The sequence below is a fragment of the Kitasatospora sp. NPDC127060 genome (assembly GCF_042724935.1).
Lineage (GTDB): Bacteria > Actinomycetota > Actinomycetes > Streptomycetales > Streptomycetaceae > Kitasatospora.
Map to the genome: position 1 here is coordinate 1 of NZ_JBHXEG010000057.1, position 16,266 is coordinate 16,266.

The 16,266-nt window shown below is 73.7% G+C and carries 13 protein-coding genes and 1 pseudogene; 1 reads left to right on the forward strand and 13 read right to left on the reverse strand.

Features of this window, described 5'->3' with window-relative positions; translation table 11 throughout:
• Positions 1–736: pseudogene (locus ACFWIS_RS27195) on the forward strand (MFS transporter); the annotation flags it as partial.
• Positions 737–755: 19 nt separating this feature from the next.
• Here ACFWIS_RS27195 and ACFWIS_RS27200 read toward each other — a convergent pair.
• The 13 genes from ACFWIS_RS27200 to ACFWIS_RS27260 all read right to left on the reverse strand — a co-directional run bounded on the left by ACFWIS_RS27200 (position 756) and on the right by ACFWIS_RS27260 (position 15,920).
• Complete coding sequence (locus ACFWIS_RS27200; protein WP_380462422.1) at positions 756–1,895, reverse strand: iron-containing alcohol dehydrogenase; 1,140 nt, start codon at positions 1,893–1,895, stop codon at positions 756–758.
• The gene (pgk, locus tag ACFWIS_RS27205) at positions 1,879–3,054 is read right to left on the reverse strand and encodes a phosphoglycerate kinase (RefSeq protein ID WP_380462423.1); all 1,176 of its coding nucleotides are present in this window, start codon (positions 3,052–3,054) and stop codon (positions 1,879–1,881) included. Before pgk ends, ACFWIS_RS27200 begins: the two co-directional genes overlap by 17 nt.
• On the reverse strand, positions 3,051–4,130 hold the full coding sequence (gene argC, locus ACFWIS_RS27210) for an N-acetyl-gamma-glutamyl-phosphate reductase (protein WP_380462424.1): 1,080 nt from the start codon (positions 4,128–4,130) through the stop codon (positions 3,051–3,053). The genes pgk and argC overlap by 4 nt, the downstream gene beginning before the upstream one ends.
• A complete protein-coding gene (locus ACFWIS_RS27215) occupies positions 4,127–5,191 on the reverse strand; it encodes a zinc-binding dehydrogenase (RefSeq protein ID WP_380462425.1) in 1,065 nt (354 codons plus the stop codon). The genes argC and ACFWIS_RS27215 overlap by 4 nt, the downstream gene beginning before the upstream one ends.
• Complete coding sequence (locus ACFWIS_RS27220; protein WP_380462426.1) at positions 5,188–7,683, reverse strand: amino acid adenylation domain-containing protein; 2,496 nt, start codon at positions 7,681–7,683, stop codon at positions 5,188–5,190. Before ACFWIS_RS27220 ends, ACFWIS_RS27215 begins: the two co-directional genes overlap by 4 nt.
• Positions 7,670–8,581 (reverse strand): phytanoyl-CoA dioxygenase family protein, encoded by a 912-nt coding sequence (locus tag ACFWIS_RS27225; protein ID WP_380462427.1) that lies wholly within the window; start codon positions 8,579–8,581, stop codon positions 7,670–7,672. The genes ACFWIS_RS27220 and ACFWIS_RS27225 overlap by 14 nt, the downstream gene beginning before the upstream one ends.
• A gap of 37 nt (positions 8,582–8,618) precedes the next feature.
• Complete coding sequence (locus ACFWIS_RS27230) at positions 8,619–9,911, reverse strand: condensation domain-containing protein (RefSeq protein WP_380462428.1); 1,293 nt, start codon at positions 9,909–9,911, stop codon at positions 8,619–8,621.
• Entirely contained in the window at positions 9,904–11,634 is a 1,731-nt protein-coding gene (locus ACFWIS_RS27235; RefSeq protein WP_380462429.1) for a thiamine pyrophosphate-binding protein, read from the reverse strand. Before ACFWIS_RS27235 ends, ACFWIS_RS27230 begins: the two co-directional genes overlap by 8 nt.
• Positions 11,631–12,554, reverse strand: coding sequence for a transketolase family protein (locus ACFWIS_RS27240; protein WP_380462430.1), 924 nt, complete (start codon positions 12,552–12,554; stop codon positions 11,631–11,633). The genes ACFWIS_RS27235 and ACFWIS_RS27240 overlap by 4 nt, the downstream gene beginning before the upstream one ends.
• The gene (locus ACFWIS_RS27245) at positions 12,547–13,368 is read right to left on the reverse strand and encodes a transketolase (protein ID WP_380462431.1); all 822 of its coding nucleotides are present in this window, start codon (positions 13,366–13,368) and stop codon (positions 12,547–12,549) included. The genes ACFWIS_RS27240 and ACFWIS_RS27245 overlap by 8 nt, the downstream gene beginning before the upstream one ends.
• Before the next feature lie 60 nt (positions 13,369–13,428).
• Complete coding sequence (locus ACFWIS_RS27250; RefSeq protein ID WP_380462432.1) at positions 13,429–14,289, reverse strand: isocitrate lyase/phosphoenolpyruvate mutase family protein; 861 nt, start codon at positions 14,287–14,289, stop codon at positions 13,429–13,431.
• Between the two features lie 66 nt (positions 14,290–14,355).
• Positions 14,356–15,600 carry an MFS transporter gene (locus ACFWIS_RS27255; RefSeq protein ID WP_380462433.1) on the reverse strand — a complete coding sequence of 415 codons (1,245 nt, stop codon included), beginning with the start codon at positions 15,598–15,600 and terminating at the stop codon, positions 14,356–14,358.
• 77 nt (positions 15,601–15,677) lie between these two features.
• Positions 15,678–15,920 (reverse strand): phosphopantetheine-binding protein, encoded by a 243-nt coding sequence (locus ACFWIS_RS27260; protein ID WP_380462434.1) that lies wholly within the window; start codon positions 15,918–15,920, stop codon positions 15,678–15,680.
• Between the last annotated feature and the right edge of the window lie 346 nt (positions 15,921–16,266).

Genomic DNA, 16,266 nt, shown 5'->3' on the forward strand with positions numbered 1-16,266 from the left:
ACTGTCGCACCGGTACGGCGGCGGGGGGGGCCCCCCGGGGGGGGCCGGGGGCCGGGGGCCGGGGGCGCCCCCGGGCCGCCCCGCCCGGCGGGGGGGCCCCCCGCCGAGCCCCTGGCGGGACCGCGGCTACCTGCTGTTCGTCCTGCTGGACCTGCCGATGTGCCTGGACGACTCCGTCCTCAACGTCGGCCTCCCGCTCTGGCTGATCCACCACACCGCCGCGCCGCACGCCGTCGTCCCGGCCTTCCTCACCCTCAACACCGTGCTGGTGGTGCTGCTCCAACTCCGGGTCTCCAACTGGGCCGAGCGCCCGGGCGGCGCGATCAGGGCGGTCGGCTGGTACGGCGTCGCCCTGCTCGCGAGCTGCCTGCTGATCGCGCTCTCCACCGGCGGCGGACCGCTGACCGCCTCGCTCGCCCTGCTGGCCGCCGCGGCGCTGGTCACCCTTGCCGAACTGATGCGCTCGGTCAGCTCCTGGGAGCTGGCGGTCAGCCTCGCCCCGCCGCGCGCCCGGGCCTCCTACCTGGGGGTCGCCGGAATGTCCCAGTCCGTGCAGAAGTCCGTCGGCCCGATGCTGCTCACCGGCGTGGTGATGGCCGCCGGCCCGGCCGGCTGGCTCACCCTCGGCGCGGCCGGCACCGGTCTCGCCGCCCTTCAGCGCCGGGCCAGCCGGCGGCGGCTGGCGTCCCTGGCGGCGCCCTCGGCGGTGCCGGTGGAGCCGGTCGCGGTCGCCTGACGGAGGTGGCCGACCGGGCTCACGGCCGGCGGAAGGAGTCCGCGTAGAGGTGCCGGATGAGGTCGGTGTCGATGCCCGGGGTGGGGTCGTTGTCGAGGTTCCCGCTGATGCCGTCGACGAAGGCGTCGATGTCGCGCACGGTGAACCCCCAGTCCTCCAGGCCGGTCGCCAGCCCCGCGGTGTCCAGCACGGCGGCGACGGCCCGGTGGATGTCCCGGTGGCCCAGGGACTCGGCGACCTCGGCGAGTCCCGCTTCGGCGTGCGGCCGGACGACGCGCAGCCAGGCCGGGTAGAGCAGGGCCAGGCCCCGGCCGTGCGGTACGTCCACCCGCCGGACCGCGCCCATCGCCTGCTGGAGGCGGTGCGGCAGGCAGGTGCTGGCGCAGGCGACGTTGACGCCGCCGAGCAGGGCGGCGCGGGCCATCGCCTCCCGGGTGCGCGGGCCGGTGCGCCCGGCGGCGACCAGCGGCAGGTGCTCGGCGATCAGCGCGATCGCCTGCCGCGCGTGGGACCGGCTCTCCTCGGTCGCGCGGACCGCCACCTGGCCCTCGATCGCGTGGGCGAGCGCGTCGAAGGCGGTCTCGACGGCGACCGCGACCGGGAGCGGCGCGGTGAGGTCCGGGTCCACGACGGCGACCTTGGGGAAGACGTCCTCGCCCCGGATGCCGGACTTGAAGCCCCGGACCACGTCGGTGACGATGGCGCCCTTGGTGACCTCCGACCCGCTGCCGGCCGTGGTCGGCACGGCGATGACCGGCAGGGCCGACGGCGAGGGGGCGAGCGTCTCGCCGATGATGTCGCGCACCGTGCCGTACGGGCCGGCCACCGCCACCGCCACGGCCTTGGCCGCGTCGATGGCGCTGCCGCCGCCGAGGCCGATCACGACGTCGCAGGAGCGCGACCCGGCCAGCGCGAGGGCCTCGTCGATCTCGTCGGACCGGGGGTTGGCGCCGACCTTGTCGAAGACCGTCACGGACAGGCCCGCCCGGCGCAGCGAATCCACCGCCCGGTCCAGGAAGCCGTGGCGGCGCATCGCGGTGCGCCCGCACACGATCAGCGCGTGCCCGCCCCAGCGGGCCGTGAGCGTGCCGACCTGGTCCAGGGCGCCGCTGCCGAAGACCACGTGGGTGGGGACGGGCAGTTCAAGCCGCACGGTCACCGATTCCCTTCTTCCGGTTCTCTTCCAAGGCCTCCAGGACGGCGCAGCTGCCGTCGGCGAGGTAGTGCAGGGCGGAGCCGCCGCCGGTGGAGCGGGGGCCGGTCCAGGGCAGCTCGGCGACGGTGTCGCCACCGAGCAGCAGGGTGTGCGGGTCGCCGGGTGCCCGGGCGCCGAGCACCGCCGCCGCGGCCCGGTGGTTCCCCTCGGCGTACCGGCCGGGGGTGCCGGCCACCAGGACCCGGCCGGCCCGCCGCACCGCGTCCACCGCCCACGGTGCGAGGTCGAAGTCGACGATGGCCCAGCCGTCCGGGACGCCCGCCTCGACCGCCACCGTCCGGGTGGCGCCCCGCGGGCCGGCGATCAGGACCGTCCGGGGCAGGTGGATGCGGGCCCGGTGGCGGCGGCCGAGCACGGTGCGGGCCACGGCGGCGCAGCGCTCGGCGTCGGTGCCCAGCTCGGAGCAGCCGACGGCGTGACCGGCGGCCGCCAGCAGGGCGTTGAGCACCACGCCGCCGGGGATCACCACGTCGTACGCGCGGGTCAGGCTCTCCAGCCCCACCACCGTCTTCTCCGGCTTGACTCCGCCCAGCACGGCCACCGAGCCCGCCGCCCCGCCGGCGCCCGCCCACGGCTCCAGCAGCGCGGTCTCGTCGAGGAGGCTGGTGGCCGCGTACCCGGGGAGGAAGTCGAGGATGCCGACGTTGGAGGCGTGCCGGCGGTGCGCCTTGGAGAAGCCGCCGACCGCAACCCGGTCGCCCAACCGGGCCAGCGCGGCGGCCAGTTCGCGGTCACCGCGTTCCTCGCCCGGCTCCAGCCGGACGTTGCCGAACAGGGCGATCTCCCCGTCGCGCAGGTCCGCCGCCCAGCGCCGGGCCCGCGGTGACGAGCACTCCGGCAGGTAGCGGACCTCCCGGCCCAGGCGCCGGCCGAGGTAGTCGGCCAGGTGGTCCAGGTGCCGGGCGGTGCCGTCCTCGGCCCTGCCCTGGTGGCTGAGCAGCGCGACCCGGGCGCCCGCCGCGGCCAGGGCGCGCAGGTCACCCAGCTCGGTGTCGATCCGGCCGGTGTCGGTCAGCGCGGGGCCGACGTTGAACCCGGCGGAGTAGACCCAGCGTTCGCCGGGCGTGACGGTGTGGTCGCGCAGCCGCCGCAGTGTGCTCACAGCCCGTACTGGCACAGGCCGGTCCGCTCGTCGAGACCGGACATCACGTTCATGTTCTGGATCGCGGACCCGGCCGCGCCCTTGACCAGGTTGTCGGTCACCGCGACCACCCGGACGAAGCCCCGGGCGGCGTCGTAGTCCACGCCGAGGTGGCAGAAGTTGGAGCCGGTGACGTCCGTGAGCCGCGGATAGAGGCCGTACTCCTTGGCGTTGAGCCCGGCCTTCCTCGGGGCGCTGTTGACCCGGACGAAGAACTCGTCGGCGTAGAAGCGCTCGTAGAGGTCCAGCAGGGCGGCCCGGTCGAGGCGGGTGCGTTCCTGCCGGCGGACGGCCAGGCTCGCCTGGATGTGGATGCCCCGGGCGAAGTTGCCGTGCGCCGTGGTCATGTCGACGCACAACTCCCTTTCGGCCAGGGGCGCGAGGTGCTCCTCCAGCTCCGGGGCGTGGCGGTGCCCGTCGAGGCTGTACGGGAGCATGGTGCCGAACGCCTCGGCGTGCATGATCTCGGTGCGCGGCTTGTTCCCGGCGCCGGTGGTGCCGTTGACGGCGGCGAGGTGGACGGGCAGGTCGAGGTCGGCGAGGCCGCTGCGCAGCAGCGGGGCCAGGCCGAGCACGGTGGTGACGGCGTAGCAGCCGGGGTTGGCCACCAGTCGGGCTCCGGCGATCTGTTCGCGGTGGAGTTCGGTCACCCCGTAGACGGCTTCGTCGAGCAGTTGGGGGGCGGCGTGCGGGGCGCCGTAGACCTCGGCGTAGCGCCGCGGGTCGCGGAAGCGGAAGTCGGCGCTGACGTCGATGACCTTCACCCCGTGGCCGAGGAAGAAGGCGGCCGAGCGCATCGCCTCGCCCGACGGGGTGCAGAAGAACACCACGTCGAGGTCGTCGGCGCGGCGCCGGAGTTCGTCCACCTCGACGAAGTCCAGCCCGCAGCCGAGCAGATTGGGGTGGACCCGGTCGAACTCCTCGCCGCCCCGGGCGGTGGGCGTGATCGAGCCGACGCCGGGGTGGTTGAGCAGCAGCCGGGCGAGTTCGCCGCCGGCGTGGCCGGTGCCTCCCACGATGCCGATGTGGAGCGTCATGTGTCACCTCGGGGAGTAAGGATGATCTTGCCGGTGGTGGCCCTGCCCTCGGCCATCAGACGCATCGCCTCGGCGGCGTCGGCCAGCGCGAAGCGGTGCGTGACCATCGGGCGGGGGTCGATCTCCCCGGCGGCCAGCCAGGAGATCACGGTGCGGAAGTCCGCGGCCGTCGACAGGGAGGAGCCGATGACGGTCACCTCCCGGCCGACCAGGGCGTTGGCCGCCAGCGGCACCGGGCCGTCGAAGAAGCTGACCACGATCACGGTGCCGCCGGCCCGTACGGCCTCCATCGCCTCGTCGAGCGCGCCGGGGTGGCCGGCGGCTACCACGACGACGTCCGCCTCGGCCGTCTGGTCGGTCTGGTCGGTCTGGTCGGTCTGGTCGGTCGGGGCGGTCTGGTCGGTCGGGTCGGTCGGGGCGGTCGGGGCGAGCACGTCGGCGTACGCGTCCGCGCCGAGGGCCAGGGCGCGTTCACCCTTCTCCCCGCCGAGGTCGGTGCAGGTGATCCGGGCGTAGCCGAGCCGGCGGGCCGCGATCAGGCAGGCCAGACCGATGTTGCCGGAGCCGATGACCCGCAGCGTGCGCCCCGCCGCCGGGCCGGCCAGCCGGACGGCGTGCAGGCCGATGGAGAGCGGTTCGACGAGCGCGCCGAGCTCCGGATCGAGGCCCGGGGGCAGCGCGAAGGTCATGCTCGGCCGGAGCGTCACGTACTCCGCGAAGGACCCCTGCCACCCCAGGTGGCACAGGTTCCGCTTGCCCCGGCAGAGGTTGGTGAGCCCCCGGTCGCACCGGTCGCAGCTCCCGCAGTGAGCGTAGGCCGCCGCGCAGACCAGGTCGCCGACGGCGAAGCCGCCCGCCGCCCGCTCCACGACGCCGCACAGCTCGTGACCGAGCACGACCGGTGCGGTCTTGTAGGGGTGCGCGCCCCGGTAGGTGGCGAGGTCCGACCCGCACACCCCGGTGGCGAGCACCCGGACCAGCAGGTCCGCCGCCCCGGCGGCGGGCAGCGGACCGCTGCGGTACTCGATCCGCCCGTACTCCGTGAGCACGGCACTGTTCATCGGCACGAGGTGGCCACCCGGCGTCCGGCCAGCACCTCGTGCAGCGAGTCGAGCAGGATCCGGCCGATGCGTTCCTGGGAGTCCGCCGACATCGCGCCGATGTGCGGCGTGATCACGACGTTGTCCAACTCGGCGAGCCGGCCCGGGGCGCCCTCCTCGGCCACCACGTCGAGTGCGGCGCCCGCGATCGCGCCGTCGGTGAGTGCCCGGTAGAGCGCCTCCTCGTCGACCACCGGCCCGCGCGAGACGTTGACCAGCAGCGCCGAGCGCTTCATGGCCCGCAGCGCGCGGTCGTCGATCAGGTGGTGGGTACGGTCGGTGAGCGGGACGGCCAGGCACACCACGTCGGCGGTGGCCAGCAGGTCGTCCAGGCCCGCGGTCTCGATGCCCCGTTCGCGCAGCTGCGCCCGGCGTTCGGGGGTGTCCCGGTCGACGGTGGCGACCACCCGCATCCCGATGCCCTGCGCCAGCCGGGCCAGCCGCGAGCCGATCCGGCCCAGGCCCACCAGTCCGAGGGTCCGCCCGCCGAGTTCGATGCCCGCGAGGGCGGCCTTGTTCCAGACCCCGGCCCGCACCTGGCGGTCGGCCAGGACGAGGTGCCGGGCGGTCGACAGCATCAGCCCCAGCGCCAGTTCGGCGACGGCCGGCGCGGAGACACCGGGCACGTTGAACACGGCCACCCCGGCGGCACCGGCGGCGTCGAGGTCGATGTTGTCGACCCCGGAGCCGGCCCGGGCCACCACCCTCAGCCGGGGCGCCGCCCGGATGACGTCCGCGTCGATGCGGACCCCGCTGCGCACCACGATGACCTCGGCGTCCTCGACCAGTTGCCGCAGGCGCTCCGGATCGGGCCGGAGTTCGACGTGGACGTCGTGGTCGCGGCGCAGTTCCGCCAGGGCGCTCTCGTGGATCGGGTCCACCACCAGCACCCGGGTGCGCGCGGTGGCGGGCGCGGGCGGCGGGGCGCCGCCGGCTTCGGCCAGTTCCTGGACGGCGCGCCGGTCCAGCTTTCCGGACGGGGTCAGCGGCAGCGTGTCCACCCGCAGGTAGCGGTTGGGCACCAGGTAGGCGGGCACAGTGGCGCGGGCGTGGCGGCGCAGTGCGGCGACGCTGAATGCGCCGCCGCCGACCGGGACCACCAGGGTCACCAGCGCGGCGGTGCCGTCGGCGTCGTACGTCACGGTGGCGGCCGCGTCGTGGACGGCCGGGTCGGCCCGCAGGGCCTCCTCCACCTCGGCCAGCTCCACCCGGTGCCCGCGGATCTTGACCTGCTGGTCGTTGCGGCCCAGGTACTCCAGGGTGCCGTCCGGCAGTTGGCGGGCGAGGTCGCCGGTGCGGTACCAGCGGGCCCCGTCGAAGGAACGGAAGCGGTCGGCGGTGAGTTCGGCCCGGTGCAGGTAGCCCGCCGTCACCCCGGTGCCGGCCACCCACATCTCGCCGGGTTCGCCGGCCGGCACCGGGGCGAGGCCGCCGTCGAGGAGCCGGACCGTCAGGTGGGGGAGCGGGACCCCGATGGGGGAGCGCACGGCGCCGGCGAGGTCCTCGGGGGTGAGTGCCCGGGCGGTGGTGAACACCGTCGTCTCGGTGACGCCGTACATGTTGACGAACTCCGGCGCCCGCGCCCCGGCGGCCTCGGTGTACGCCCGGACCACGTCCAGGTCGACGTTCTCGCCGCCGAAGACCACGTAGCGCAGGGCGAGTTCGGGCGCGCCGGAGTCGGCGTACTCCCGGGCCAGGAAGCGGAAGACCGACGGCACCTGGTTGAGCACCGTGACGCCCTCGTCGGCCAGCAGCCGCAGGAAGTCCTCGGTCGCGCGGGCCGCCGCGGCGGGCACCACCACGGCGGTGCCGCCGGTGGTAAGCGCCCCCCACAGCTCCCAGACGGAGAAGTCGAAGCTGAAGGAGTGGAAGAGCGTCCAGCGGTCCTGCGGACCGAGGTCGAACAGCGGCAGGGTGGCCTCCAGCAGCGCCAGCACGTTGGCGTGGGTGACCACGCAGCCCTTGGGCTGCCCGGTGGAGCCGGAGGTGTAGATCACGTAGGCCGGGTCCTGCGGCCCGGGCGTGACGGCGGGCGGGGCGCCGGGCGCGGGCCGGCGGGGGTCGATGACCTCGACGCCGTCCAGCCCGCAGGCGGCGGCCTGCCCCGGGTCACCGACCAGGGTCTTCAACTGGGCGTCGGCGGCCATGTAGTGCAGTCGTTCGCGGGGGTACGTCGGGTCGAGCGGGACGTAGGCCGCGCCCGCCTTGAGCACACCGAGGATCCAGCCGGGCACCCGGTGGGAGCGCTCCAGGAGCACGCCCACCAGGTCGCCCGGGCCCACCCCGGCGTCGGCGAGCAGTGCGGCGACGGCGTCCGAGGCCTCGTCGAGCTCCGCGTAGCTGGTCTCCCGGCCGCTCTCGCGCAGGGCGGCGGCCCCGCCCCGCAGCCTGACCGACCCGGCGAACAGGTCGGTCAGGCTGCGGGCGCCGACCAGGGGGTCAGCGCTGCCCATAGCTGCCTCCGGTGGCCATCACGTCGCCCTGGTCGACCGGCTTGTAGAAGTCGGTGGGGTGCGCGGCGTCGCCGAAGTCGCCGAACATCCGGCGGAGTCGGGGCGACATGCGCTCCAGGACCTCGCGGGGCTGGTTGAAGTAGTCGTGCGGGCGGTGCCACAGCTGGCCGTAGCGGAGGATGAACGTCTTCCGCTCCTGCCGGGTGTTGGGCGCCACCGCGTGCCACAGCGAGTACGGGAAGAGCAGCACGTCGCCCGGCGCGGCCCGGACGTCGACGGCCTCGTCCGGCAGCACGCCGCGGCGCAGCGGCTCGTCCAACTCCTCCATGTAGCAGAGCGCGTTGGTGGTGGTGGGCACCTTGCGGTGGCTGCCGGGGATCAGCAGGAAGTTGCCGCTGTCGGGCTCGGTGACGTCGGTGAGGAAGACCTGCGCCTTGACCTGGAGGCCGGGGCTGCCCGGGGTCAGCTGGATCCGCTGGAGGTACTCGCCGCCGTCGGTGTGCCAGTACTCCAGGGCCTCCTGCTGGAGGGAGCGGACGAAGATCTCCGTTCCCAGGATCTGGACGCTGCCGTTCAGCACGGACATCAGCGGCCCGACCAGCTTGGGGTGGTCGAGGAAGTAGTCCATCCCCGCGGTGCGGCTGACCGCGTCACGGACCCGGACGGTGTGGCTGCGGTCGGTGAAGCTCGCGTGGTTCTCGATCGTCGGGGCGCCCTCGGCGACCACCTGGTCGATGATCTCCAGGCCGCGGGCCACCTCGTCGGCGTCGAAGACGCCCTTGAGGTGGATGTAGCCGTCCCGCTCGTAGCTCTCGAACTGTTCCTCGGTGAGCGGTGTCCAGTCGCGCTCGCGCTGCGTCACCAGGGTGGAGTCGCGCATGGTCGAGACGTGCATCATGGTGGATCCTCTCTGCGGTGGGGGGTGTCTTCGGGTTTCAGGCGGACCAGGTGCGCAGCAGGGTGTCGACGCCGTCCCAGAGGGCCTCGACGTCCGCCCGCGCGTACCAGTCGGTCTTGAAGTTGACGGTGGCCGTCACGCCGTCCTCGTCCTCGACCCAGAAGGTGGCGATCGAGGCGTCGTGCCAGCCCACCGCGATCGGCAGCGGCCGGGCCTCCACCCCGGGCATTCCGACGGTGCCCACCGTCCTGCGCATGCCGAGCGGGCGGGCGTTGAAGGTGACGTACGGGACGCGGGACTGCCGGCCCACGGCGTCCGGGTCCATCCGGTGGATCAGGGCGGGCCAGGGCAGGTGGGCGTGGTCCAGGGTGTCGAGCATCCGGCGGCGGAAGTGCCGCAGGTAGTCCGCCGGGTCGGGCCGGCTCCCCGGCTCGCTGATCAGGACGGCCTTGCTCGCCAACCAGCCGGTGGTCTGGTGCAGTTCGGGTAGCTCCCGGTTGGCGGTGGAGAGCGTGGTGGCCACCGACGCGCTGCCGGAGAGGTCGAACAGCGCGCGGTGCAGCGCGGCGTGCATCAGGTTCAGCGCGGTCATCCGCAGCGGCCTGGCCACCGTGTCCAGGCGCCGGCAGACGTCGATCGGCAGTCGGCGGCTGAAACCGTCCTTCTCCTCGTAGCGGACGGCGGACGCTCCGCTGAAGCCGGAGATCGGCATCGCCGGGATCGCCCCGACCCCGCTCAGCCCGGCCGCCAGCCGGTCCAGGGCCTGCCGGCCCTCGGGGGAGTCCGTCAGCCGGTTCTGCCGCCGGACGAAGTCGGGGTGGCTCAGCAGCACGGGCGGCAGTTCGAGGCCCGATCCGTCGCGCTCGACGGCGTAGAGCGCCGACAGGTCGCGCATCAGGACGTTGAGCGACCAGCCGTCGCTGACCAGGTGCTCGATGACGAGGGCGAGGTGGGTCTCCTGGTCGGGGCGGCGCACCACCAGCAGCCGGGCCATCGGGCCCCGCTCCAGGTCGAAGGGGGCCGCGCAGGCCGCCCGCAGTGCCGCCAGGTCGGCGTCCGCGCTCCCGGCGGTGGGCAGCCGCTCGATGTCCACCGGATCGGCCAGGCCGATGTGCCACACCAGGGCGTCCAGGTCGAAGCCGCTCAGCAGCACCGGGTGGCGCCGCTGCAGGGCGTGCCAGGCCCGGTTGAGGGCGGACAGGTCCAGCGGGCCGGTGAACGCCAGGGGGAGGGTGGCGTGGTGGGGGTTGAAGACCCCGCGCCCGGCGTCCTCCAGGGTCTGGCCCAGGCGGTGCCGCTGGTTCCAGGAGACCGGCATCGACTCACGCATGGTTGAGCTCCCCCACCGGTCGCAGCGAGGCGCCGTCGTGGGCCCGGGCGCCGCCGTCGGCCCGCAGCGGGCGCAGCAGCAGCTGCTCCGGGTCGCACATCACCTCGACGAGTTCGGGGCCCGGGTGCGCCAGCAGCCCGGCGAGGTCGGCGTCGAGCGAGGCGGCGCGCTCCAGCCTGCGGTACGGCAGGCCGAAGGCTGTCGCCACGTCGCGGAAGTTCAGCGTCTCCGGCTCCGCCAGCGCGGGGCCCTCGCACAGCGCCTCCTGGGACTCCCGGATCGAGGCGTAGCCGCCGTTGTTCAGCACGAACACCTTGACGTCCAGGCCGTACTGGCGGATGGTCGCCAGCTCCTGGATGTTCAGCTCGATGGCGCCGTCGCCCACCAGGACCAGCACCTGGCAGTCGGGCCGGCTGAACGCCGCGCCGACCGCCATCGGCACCGCGGCGCCCATGTTGAGGAAGGCCGCGGAGGTGATCTCGCGCTGCGAGGCGGCGAACTCCAGCGTCTGGCCGGTCACGTAGTAGGCGCTGCCGGTGTCGACCACGAAGACGTGGCCGGGGCCGGTGTGGGCGTCCAGCCGCTCGACGAAGCGGTACGAGTCGAGGGGGTCGCGCGGCTCGCCGCCGGTGATCGTGGGGTGCGCCGCCTTCAGCTCGGCGCAGGTGGCCAGCCAGCGTTCGCCGCCGACCGGCCCGGTCGACTCCGCGGACTCGATGAGCAGCGCGTCCAGCAGGTCGCGCACGTCCACGCACACCGGGAAGTCGACGCGCACGCCCTTCTTCTTCAGCTGGGACGGGTCGATGTCGACCGCGACGACCGTCGCGTCCGGGTCGAAGCCGTCCGCGTCCTCGCCGACGAACGCGGTCGACAGGCTGGATCCCAGGGAGAGGACCAGATCCGCCTGGGCCATGATCAGGTTCGGGTAGAGCCGCCCCCGGATGCCGCCCTGGCCGAACCAGAGCGGGGAGTCGTACGGCAGCAGGTCGTTGCCCAGTCGGGAGGCGACCACCGGCAGCCGCAGGCGCTCGATCAGCGTCCGGAACTGCTCCTCGGCCGCGCCCTGGCGGATGCCCTGGCCCGCGACGACCAGCGGCCGTTCGGCGCTGCGCAGCATCGCCATGATCTGCCGGGCGGCCTGCCGGGCGCCCGCGCCCCTCGGCTCGCCCTCGGCGGACGGCGCCCCGCCCAGGGTCGCCGGGTCGATCTCGGCGGCCTGCACGTCGAGCGGGATGTCCAGCCAGACCGGGCCGGGCCGACCGGAGAGCGCCTCCCGGACCGCCCGGTCCAGGTGCGCCCGGATGTCGGACGGGTGCTCCACCACCGCGGCGTACTTGGTCAGGCTGCGGGCGCTCTTCACCACCGCGAAGCCCTGGACGCCGAACGACCGGGCGTCCTCGTCGATGTGCCGGGTCTCGACCTGGCCGGAGACGACCAGGACGGGCACGCCGTCGGCGTAGGCGTCGACCAGCCCGGCGAGCGCGTTCACCGCGCCGGGGCCGCTGGTGACCAGGGCGACCCCGAGGTTGCCGGTGAGCTTGGCGGCGCCGGTGGCCATCAGCGCGGCGGCGGTCTCGTGCCGGGCGCAGACGGAGAGCAGCCCGGGCTGCCGGGCGAAGGCGTCGTCGAGGTGGATGGAGCCGGTGCCGGACAGGCTGTAGCAGGTCCGGACGCCCAGCGAACTCAGGTAGGAGGCCACGTAGTCGGCCACGCGCACGGTCATGCCAACCACTCCCGAACCCGCCGGGCCAGCTGCGGCGCCGTCAGCCCGAACCGCTCGTAGAGGAACTCGGCGGGGCCGATGGGGGCGAACACCTGCGGCACGCCGATCTGCAGCACGGGCACCGGGGTGGTGCGCACGACGACCTCGGCGACCGCCCCGCCGAGCCCGCCGTTGACCACGTGGTCCTCGGCGACCACCAGCCGGCCCGTCTCGCGGGCCGCCCTGGCGACGGCCTCGGCGTCGATCGGCTCGACGGAGCCCAGGTGCAGCACCCGGGCGTCCACGCCGTCCTCGGCGAGGAGGCGGGCGGCTTCCGCGAGCCGGGTGGTGAGCAGACCGGTGCCGATCAGGGTGACGTCGGCGCCGTCGCGCAGCTGGGCCGATCCGCTGCGGCCGAAGACGTGGTCGGCCGGGAACAGTTCGGGGGTGTCCAGCTTGCTGACGATCCGGAGGTAGACCGGGCCGTCGTGGGCGAGGGCCTCGTGGAGTGCGGCGACGGTGTCGCGCGGCGTCGCCGGTGCGAGCACCTTCAGCCGCGGGATGGCGCGCATCCAGGCCAGGTCCTCGACGGCGTGGTGGGTGCCGCCGAGCGCGCCGTAGGCGAGACCGCTGACGAAGCCGCAGAAGACCACGTTCGAGCCGGTGTAGGCGGCGTTCTTGATCTGCTCCAGGGCCCGGGAGGCCATGAAGCAGGAGGCGGAGTAGACGAACGGGCGCAGGCCGCTGTTGGCCAGGCCGATCGAGACGCCCACCAGGTTCTGCTCGGCGATGCCGACGTCGACGAAGCGGTCGGGGAACTCGGCCTGGAAGCCGAGCGCGGAGTGGGTCTCGGCGGAGTCGTTGTTGACGATGCAGATCCGCTCGTCCGTACGCGCCAGTTCGAGCAGGGCGGCGGAGAACGCGGTGGCGCAGTCAGGCACGGGAGGCCTCCTCAAGCTCCTTCAGCGCCCGCTGGAGGAGGTCCGGGGTGATCTGGCGGCTGTGCCACTCCAGGTTGCGTTCCATGAAGGACACGCCCTTGCCCTTGACGGTGGCGGCGATGACGCAGGTCGGCCTGCCGGGTACGAGCGGCGCCGAGCGGAACACGTCGAGCAGCGCGTCGACGTCGTGGCCGTCGACGGTGACCACCTCCCAGCCGAAGGAGCGCCATTTCTCGTCCAGCGGCTCCAGGGCGTTGATGTCCTCGGTGCTGGCGCCCTTCTGGGCGAGGTTGCGGTCGACCACCGCGACCAGGCTGTCCAGCCCGCGGGAGGCCGCGAGCATGGCGGCCTCCCAGTTGCTGCCCTCCTGGAGCTCACCGTCGCCGGTCAGGACGAACGTCCGCCGGGCGGAGCCCTGGACGCGGGCGCCGAGCGCGGCGCCGACGCCGAGGGACAGACCGTGGCCGAGCGAGCCGGTGTTGAACTCGATGCCCGGCACCCGGGTCGAAACCACGGTGCTCAGACGGGAGTTCGGGCCGCCGAAGGTCGCCAGCTCCGCCTCCGGGAGCAGCCCCTTGAGCGCCAGCACGCTGTACATGGCCGCGGACGCGTGCGCCTTGCTGAGGATGAACCGGTCCCGGTCCGCCTCCTCGGGGCCGCCGCGCAGCACGCCGAAGTGGAGCGCGCAGAGGATGTCCATGGCGGAGAGGTCCGCGCCGATGTGGCCGGTCCCGGCGGTGCTGACCGTGGTCAGCGCCAGCGCCCGGGCGCGCGCCGCCTGGCGGCGCACCGTGGCCGCGTCTTGCAACAACACTGTGGCCCTTTCTGGTTCGGAGTCTGACGGAGCGTCAGATGAAGGACGAGTGGGTGACGGTCAGACGCCCAACTGCTGCCACTCGTCGAGCCGCTGGAGGGCGAAGACGTCCTGGACCCCGGAGATGCCGTCCTCCAGGTGGGCGGTGTGGCCGGTCTCGTAGATCGACTCGAAGGTGGTGCGCAGCGAGGTGATGGTGGCGCGCAGCCCCTGGTTCGCGTAGATGACGGCCGAGACGCCGGCGGCCCGGGCGTCGTCGGCGTGCCAGTCGGGGTAGGTGGTGGGCACCACGACGACGGGCAGCCGGTCGTCCCACTGGCCGAGGAACTCCAGGACCTGGTCCTTGGTCTTCTGCTTCGAGTGGACGAGCACCGCGTCCGCGCCGGCGTCGGCGTAGGCGTGGCAGCGCTTGAGGGCCTCGTCGACACCGAGCCCGCTGATCATGGCCTCGGTGCGGGCGATGACGAAGAAGTCGTCGGTCCGCTGGGCGTTCTTCGCCGTCTCGATCTTGTGGGCGAAGGCGTTCGCGTCCAGCAGGGTGTGATCGGCGGCCGCGAAGCTGTTCATCTTCGGGAAGACCTTGTCCTCGATGCTCACGGCGGTGATGCCGGCGCTCTCGTACTCGGCCACCATGTAGGCGACGTTCATGCTGTTGCCGAACCCGGTGTCGCAGTCGGCGACCACCGGTACGGAGAGCGCCTTCTGGATGTTGGCGGCCGCCTCCAGGTAGTCGGTCATGCTCAGCAGGCTGGCGTCGGGCAGGCAGCGTGCCGCGGAGATCTCGAAGCTCGACGCCCACACGGCCTGGAAGCCGCTCTGCTCGGCGATGCGGCCGCCCAGGGAGGAGTGCGCACCGGCGATCTTGGTGAGGGGGTTGTCGGCCAGTACTTGCCGGAACGACGGGTAGCTGTTGCGGATCACGGGGTGGCTCCTCCGGTGTGTCGGGTGACTCGGGTCGTTCAGGTGTCTTGGGATGGTTCAGGGACTTCAGGTGTCTCGGGTGTGTCGGGCGTCCTGGGTGTCTCGGACGAAGGCCCGCCCGGCGACGAGACCGGTGACCAGGAACAGCGCGCCCAGGACCAGCCAGCCGGCGCCGCCGAGGCCCGTCGTGAGCACGGTGACCAGGGCCGGGCCGAGGAACTGCTGGAGGCCCCGCGCGAGGGCGAACACGCCCTGGTACTCGCCCATCCGGCCGGGCGGCGGCAGGGCGAAGGCCAGTCCCCAGCTGCCCGAGGCCTGGGCCAGCTCGCCCAGGGTGAGCGCGATCAGTGCGGGCACCAGGAACACCGTGGCCCGCACGGCTCCGCCGCCCCCGGACAGCGCGAACAGCCCACAGGCCGCCGCCAGCAGCACGCCCGCCCGCACGAGCAGGCGACCGGAGCCGTGCACCGTCTCCGAGCCCTTGCTCGCGGCGCGCTGGAAGAGCACCACCAGGACCGCGTTCAGGGCGACCAGAACGGCCGTCAGGGCCTCGGGGGCACCGGTCCGGTGGGCTATCCACAACGGCATGCCCACGGTCAGGATCGGCAGGTAGAACTCCAGCACACCGCTGAGCCCGGTCGCCAGCAGGAAGCGCCCGTCCCTGATCGCGACCCAGGACCGTCGTGCGGGCGCCGCCGGTACGGGTTCGGCCGGTACGGGTTCGGTTGGTACGGGTTCGGTTGGTACGGACTTCGCCGGTACGGGCTCCGCCCCGGCCGGCGGCCGCAGCCGGAAGGCGATGACGGCGCAGCCCAGTTGCAGCACCGCGTTCGCCGTGGTGACCGCGGCGAACGCGCTCCGGCTGCCGTCGGCCAGGGCCAGGCCCGCCAGGGCCGCCCCGCCGGTGAAGCCGAGGTTGAAGAGGCTGCGCAGCTGGGCGCGTACCCCGGTGGCCTTGGCCCGGCCGAACAGGGCGTGGATCAGGGCCCCGCGCAGCGGGCCGCCGGCCCCCGTCTCACAGACCCCGATCAGGGCCGCGACGACGGTGAACCCGGCCACGTCGTCGACGAAGGGGTAGACGAAGAACAGCGGACCGAGCAGCGCGTAGCTGACGGCCAGTGGAACGCGTGCCCCGAACCGGTCGGCGATCCGCCCGGCCGGCATCGAGCAGAGGAAGCCGCAGACGCCCGCGACCGACAGGGCGAACGCCAGTTGGTCGGTGGAGAATCCCGCGGTCCGGGTGAAGAAGATCGCGCTGGAGGTGAGGAAGAGCCCGGTGCCCAGCGACTGCGCGAGCGTCAGGGCGGCCATCGGGCGGGCCGCGCCGGGCTCGGGGACGAGGTCGCGCAGCAGGTCGAGTGGACGGGTGAGGGTGCTGGACAGCGGACTCAGTCCTGTTCGAAGAGTTCCGGCCGCTCCACCGCCGCCGCGAGCTGCCGGATGGTGCTCCGGCGGAGCACCCCGGAGCGCGGCATGGGCAGGCCGGCGTCGATCGCGCGGGTCGCGATCGTCAGCGCCATCAGCGAGTCGCCGCCGAGGTCGAAGAAATCGGCGTCGATGTCGGTGACGGGCTCGCCGAGGGCTTCCTCCCAGAGGCGGGAGAGCGTCGTGACGGTGCTCTCGTTCAACATGTCGATCCTTTCGAACCCGACGCCGGGGCAGGAGCCTGCTCGGGTCGGTGGGGTGCGTGCGTTCGGCTGGGCCCGTGGTGTCGCACCATCGTGTCGGCGGGTGCGGCGGGCAGGCATCAGTCACGTGACTGTCGTCGGAGAGGTGGGTCGTGTACCCGGTCCGTCGATCGGCTGTTCCACGGTCCGTCATCGCGCTGTCATGCGGCCGGTCGGCGGCCGCGCCCGCCCGGCCTGCCGGGCCACCGCGCCCGGCGGCCCCGGAGACCGCTCCGGCCTGCGAATTCGACGGGAATGTGACGCGAGCACAACCTGTGCTGCGGGGGTGTTTCGTCTTCGTGGCCAGATG

Bases quoted from the DNA above. Each gene is read 5' to 3' on its own strand.
- ACFWIS_RS27230 (WP_380462428.1), bottom strand. From the start codon at position 9,911: ATGCGTGAGTCGATGCCGGTCTCCTGGAACCAGCGGCACCGCCTGGGC.
- ACFWIS_RS27220 (WP_380462426.1), bottom strand. From the start codon at position 7,683: ATGGGCAGCGCTGACCCCCTGGTCGGCGCCCGCAGCCTGACCGACCTG.
- ACFWIS_RS27235 (WP_380462429.1), bottom strand. From the start codon at position 11,634: ATGACCGTGCGCGTGGCCGACTACGTGGCCTCCTACCTGAGTTCGCTG.
- ACFWIS_RS27255 (WP_380462433.1), bottom strand. From the start codon at position 15,600: ATGGCCGCCCTGACGCTCGCGCAGTCGCTGGGCACCGGGCTCTTCCTC.
- ACFWIS_RS27225 (WP_380462427.1), bottom strand. From the start codon at position 8,581: ATGATGCACGTCTCGACCATGCGCGACTCCACCCTGGTGACGCAGCGC.
- argC (WP_380462424.1), bottom strand. From the start codon at position 4,130: ATGACGCTCCACATCGGCATCGTGGGAGGCACCGGCCACGCCGGCGGC.
- ACFWIS_RS27260 (WP_380462434.1), bottom strand. From the start codon at position 15,920: ATGTTGAACGAGAGCACCGTCACGACGCTCTCCCGCCTCTGGGAGGAA.
- ACFWIS_RS27215 (WP_380462425.1), bottom strand. From the start codon at position 5,191: ATGAACAGTGCCGTGCTCACGGAGTACGGGCGGATCGAGTACCGCAGC.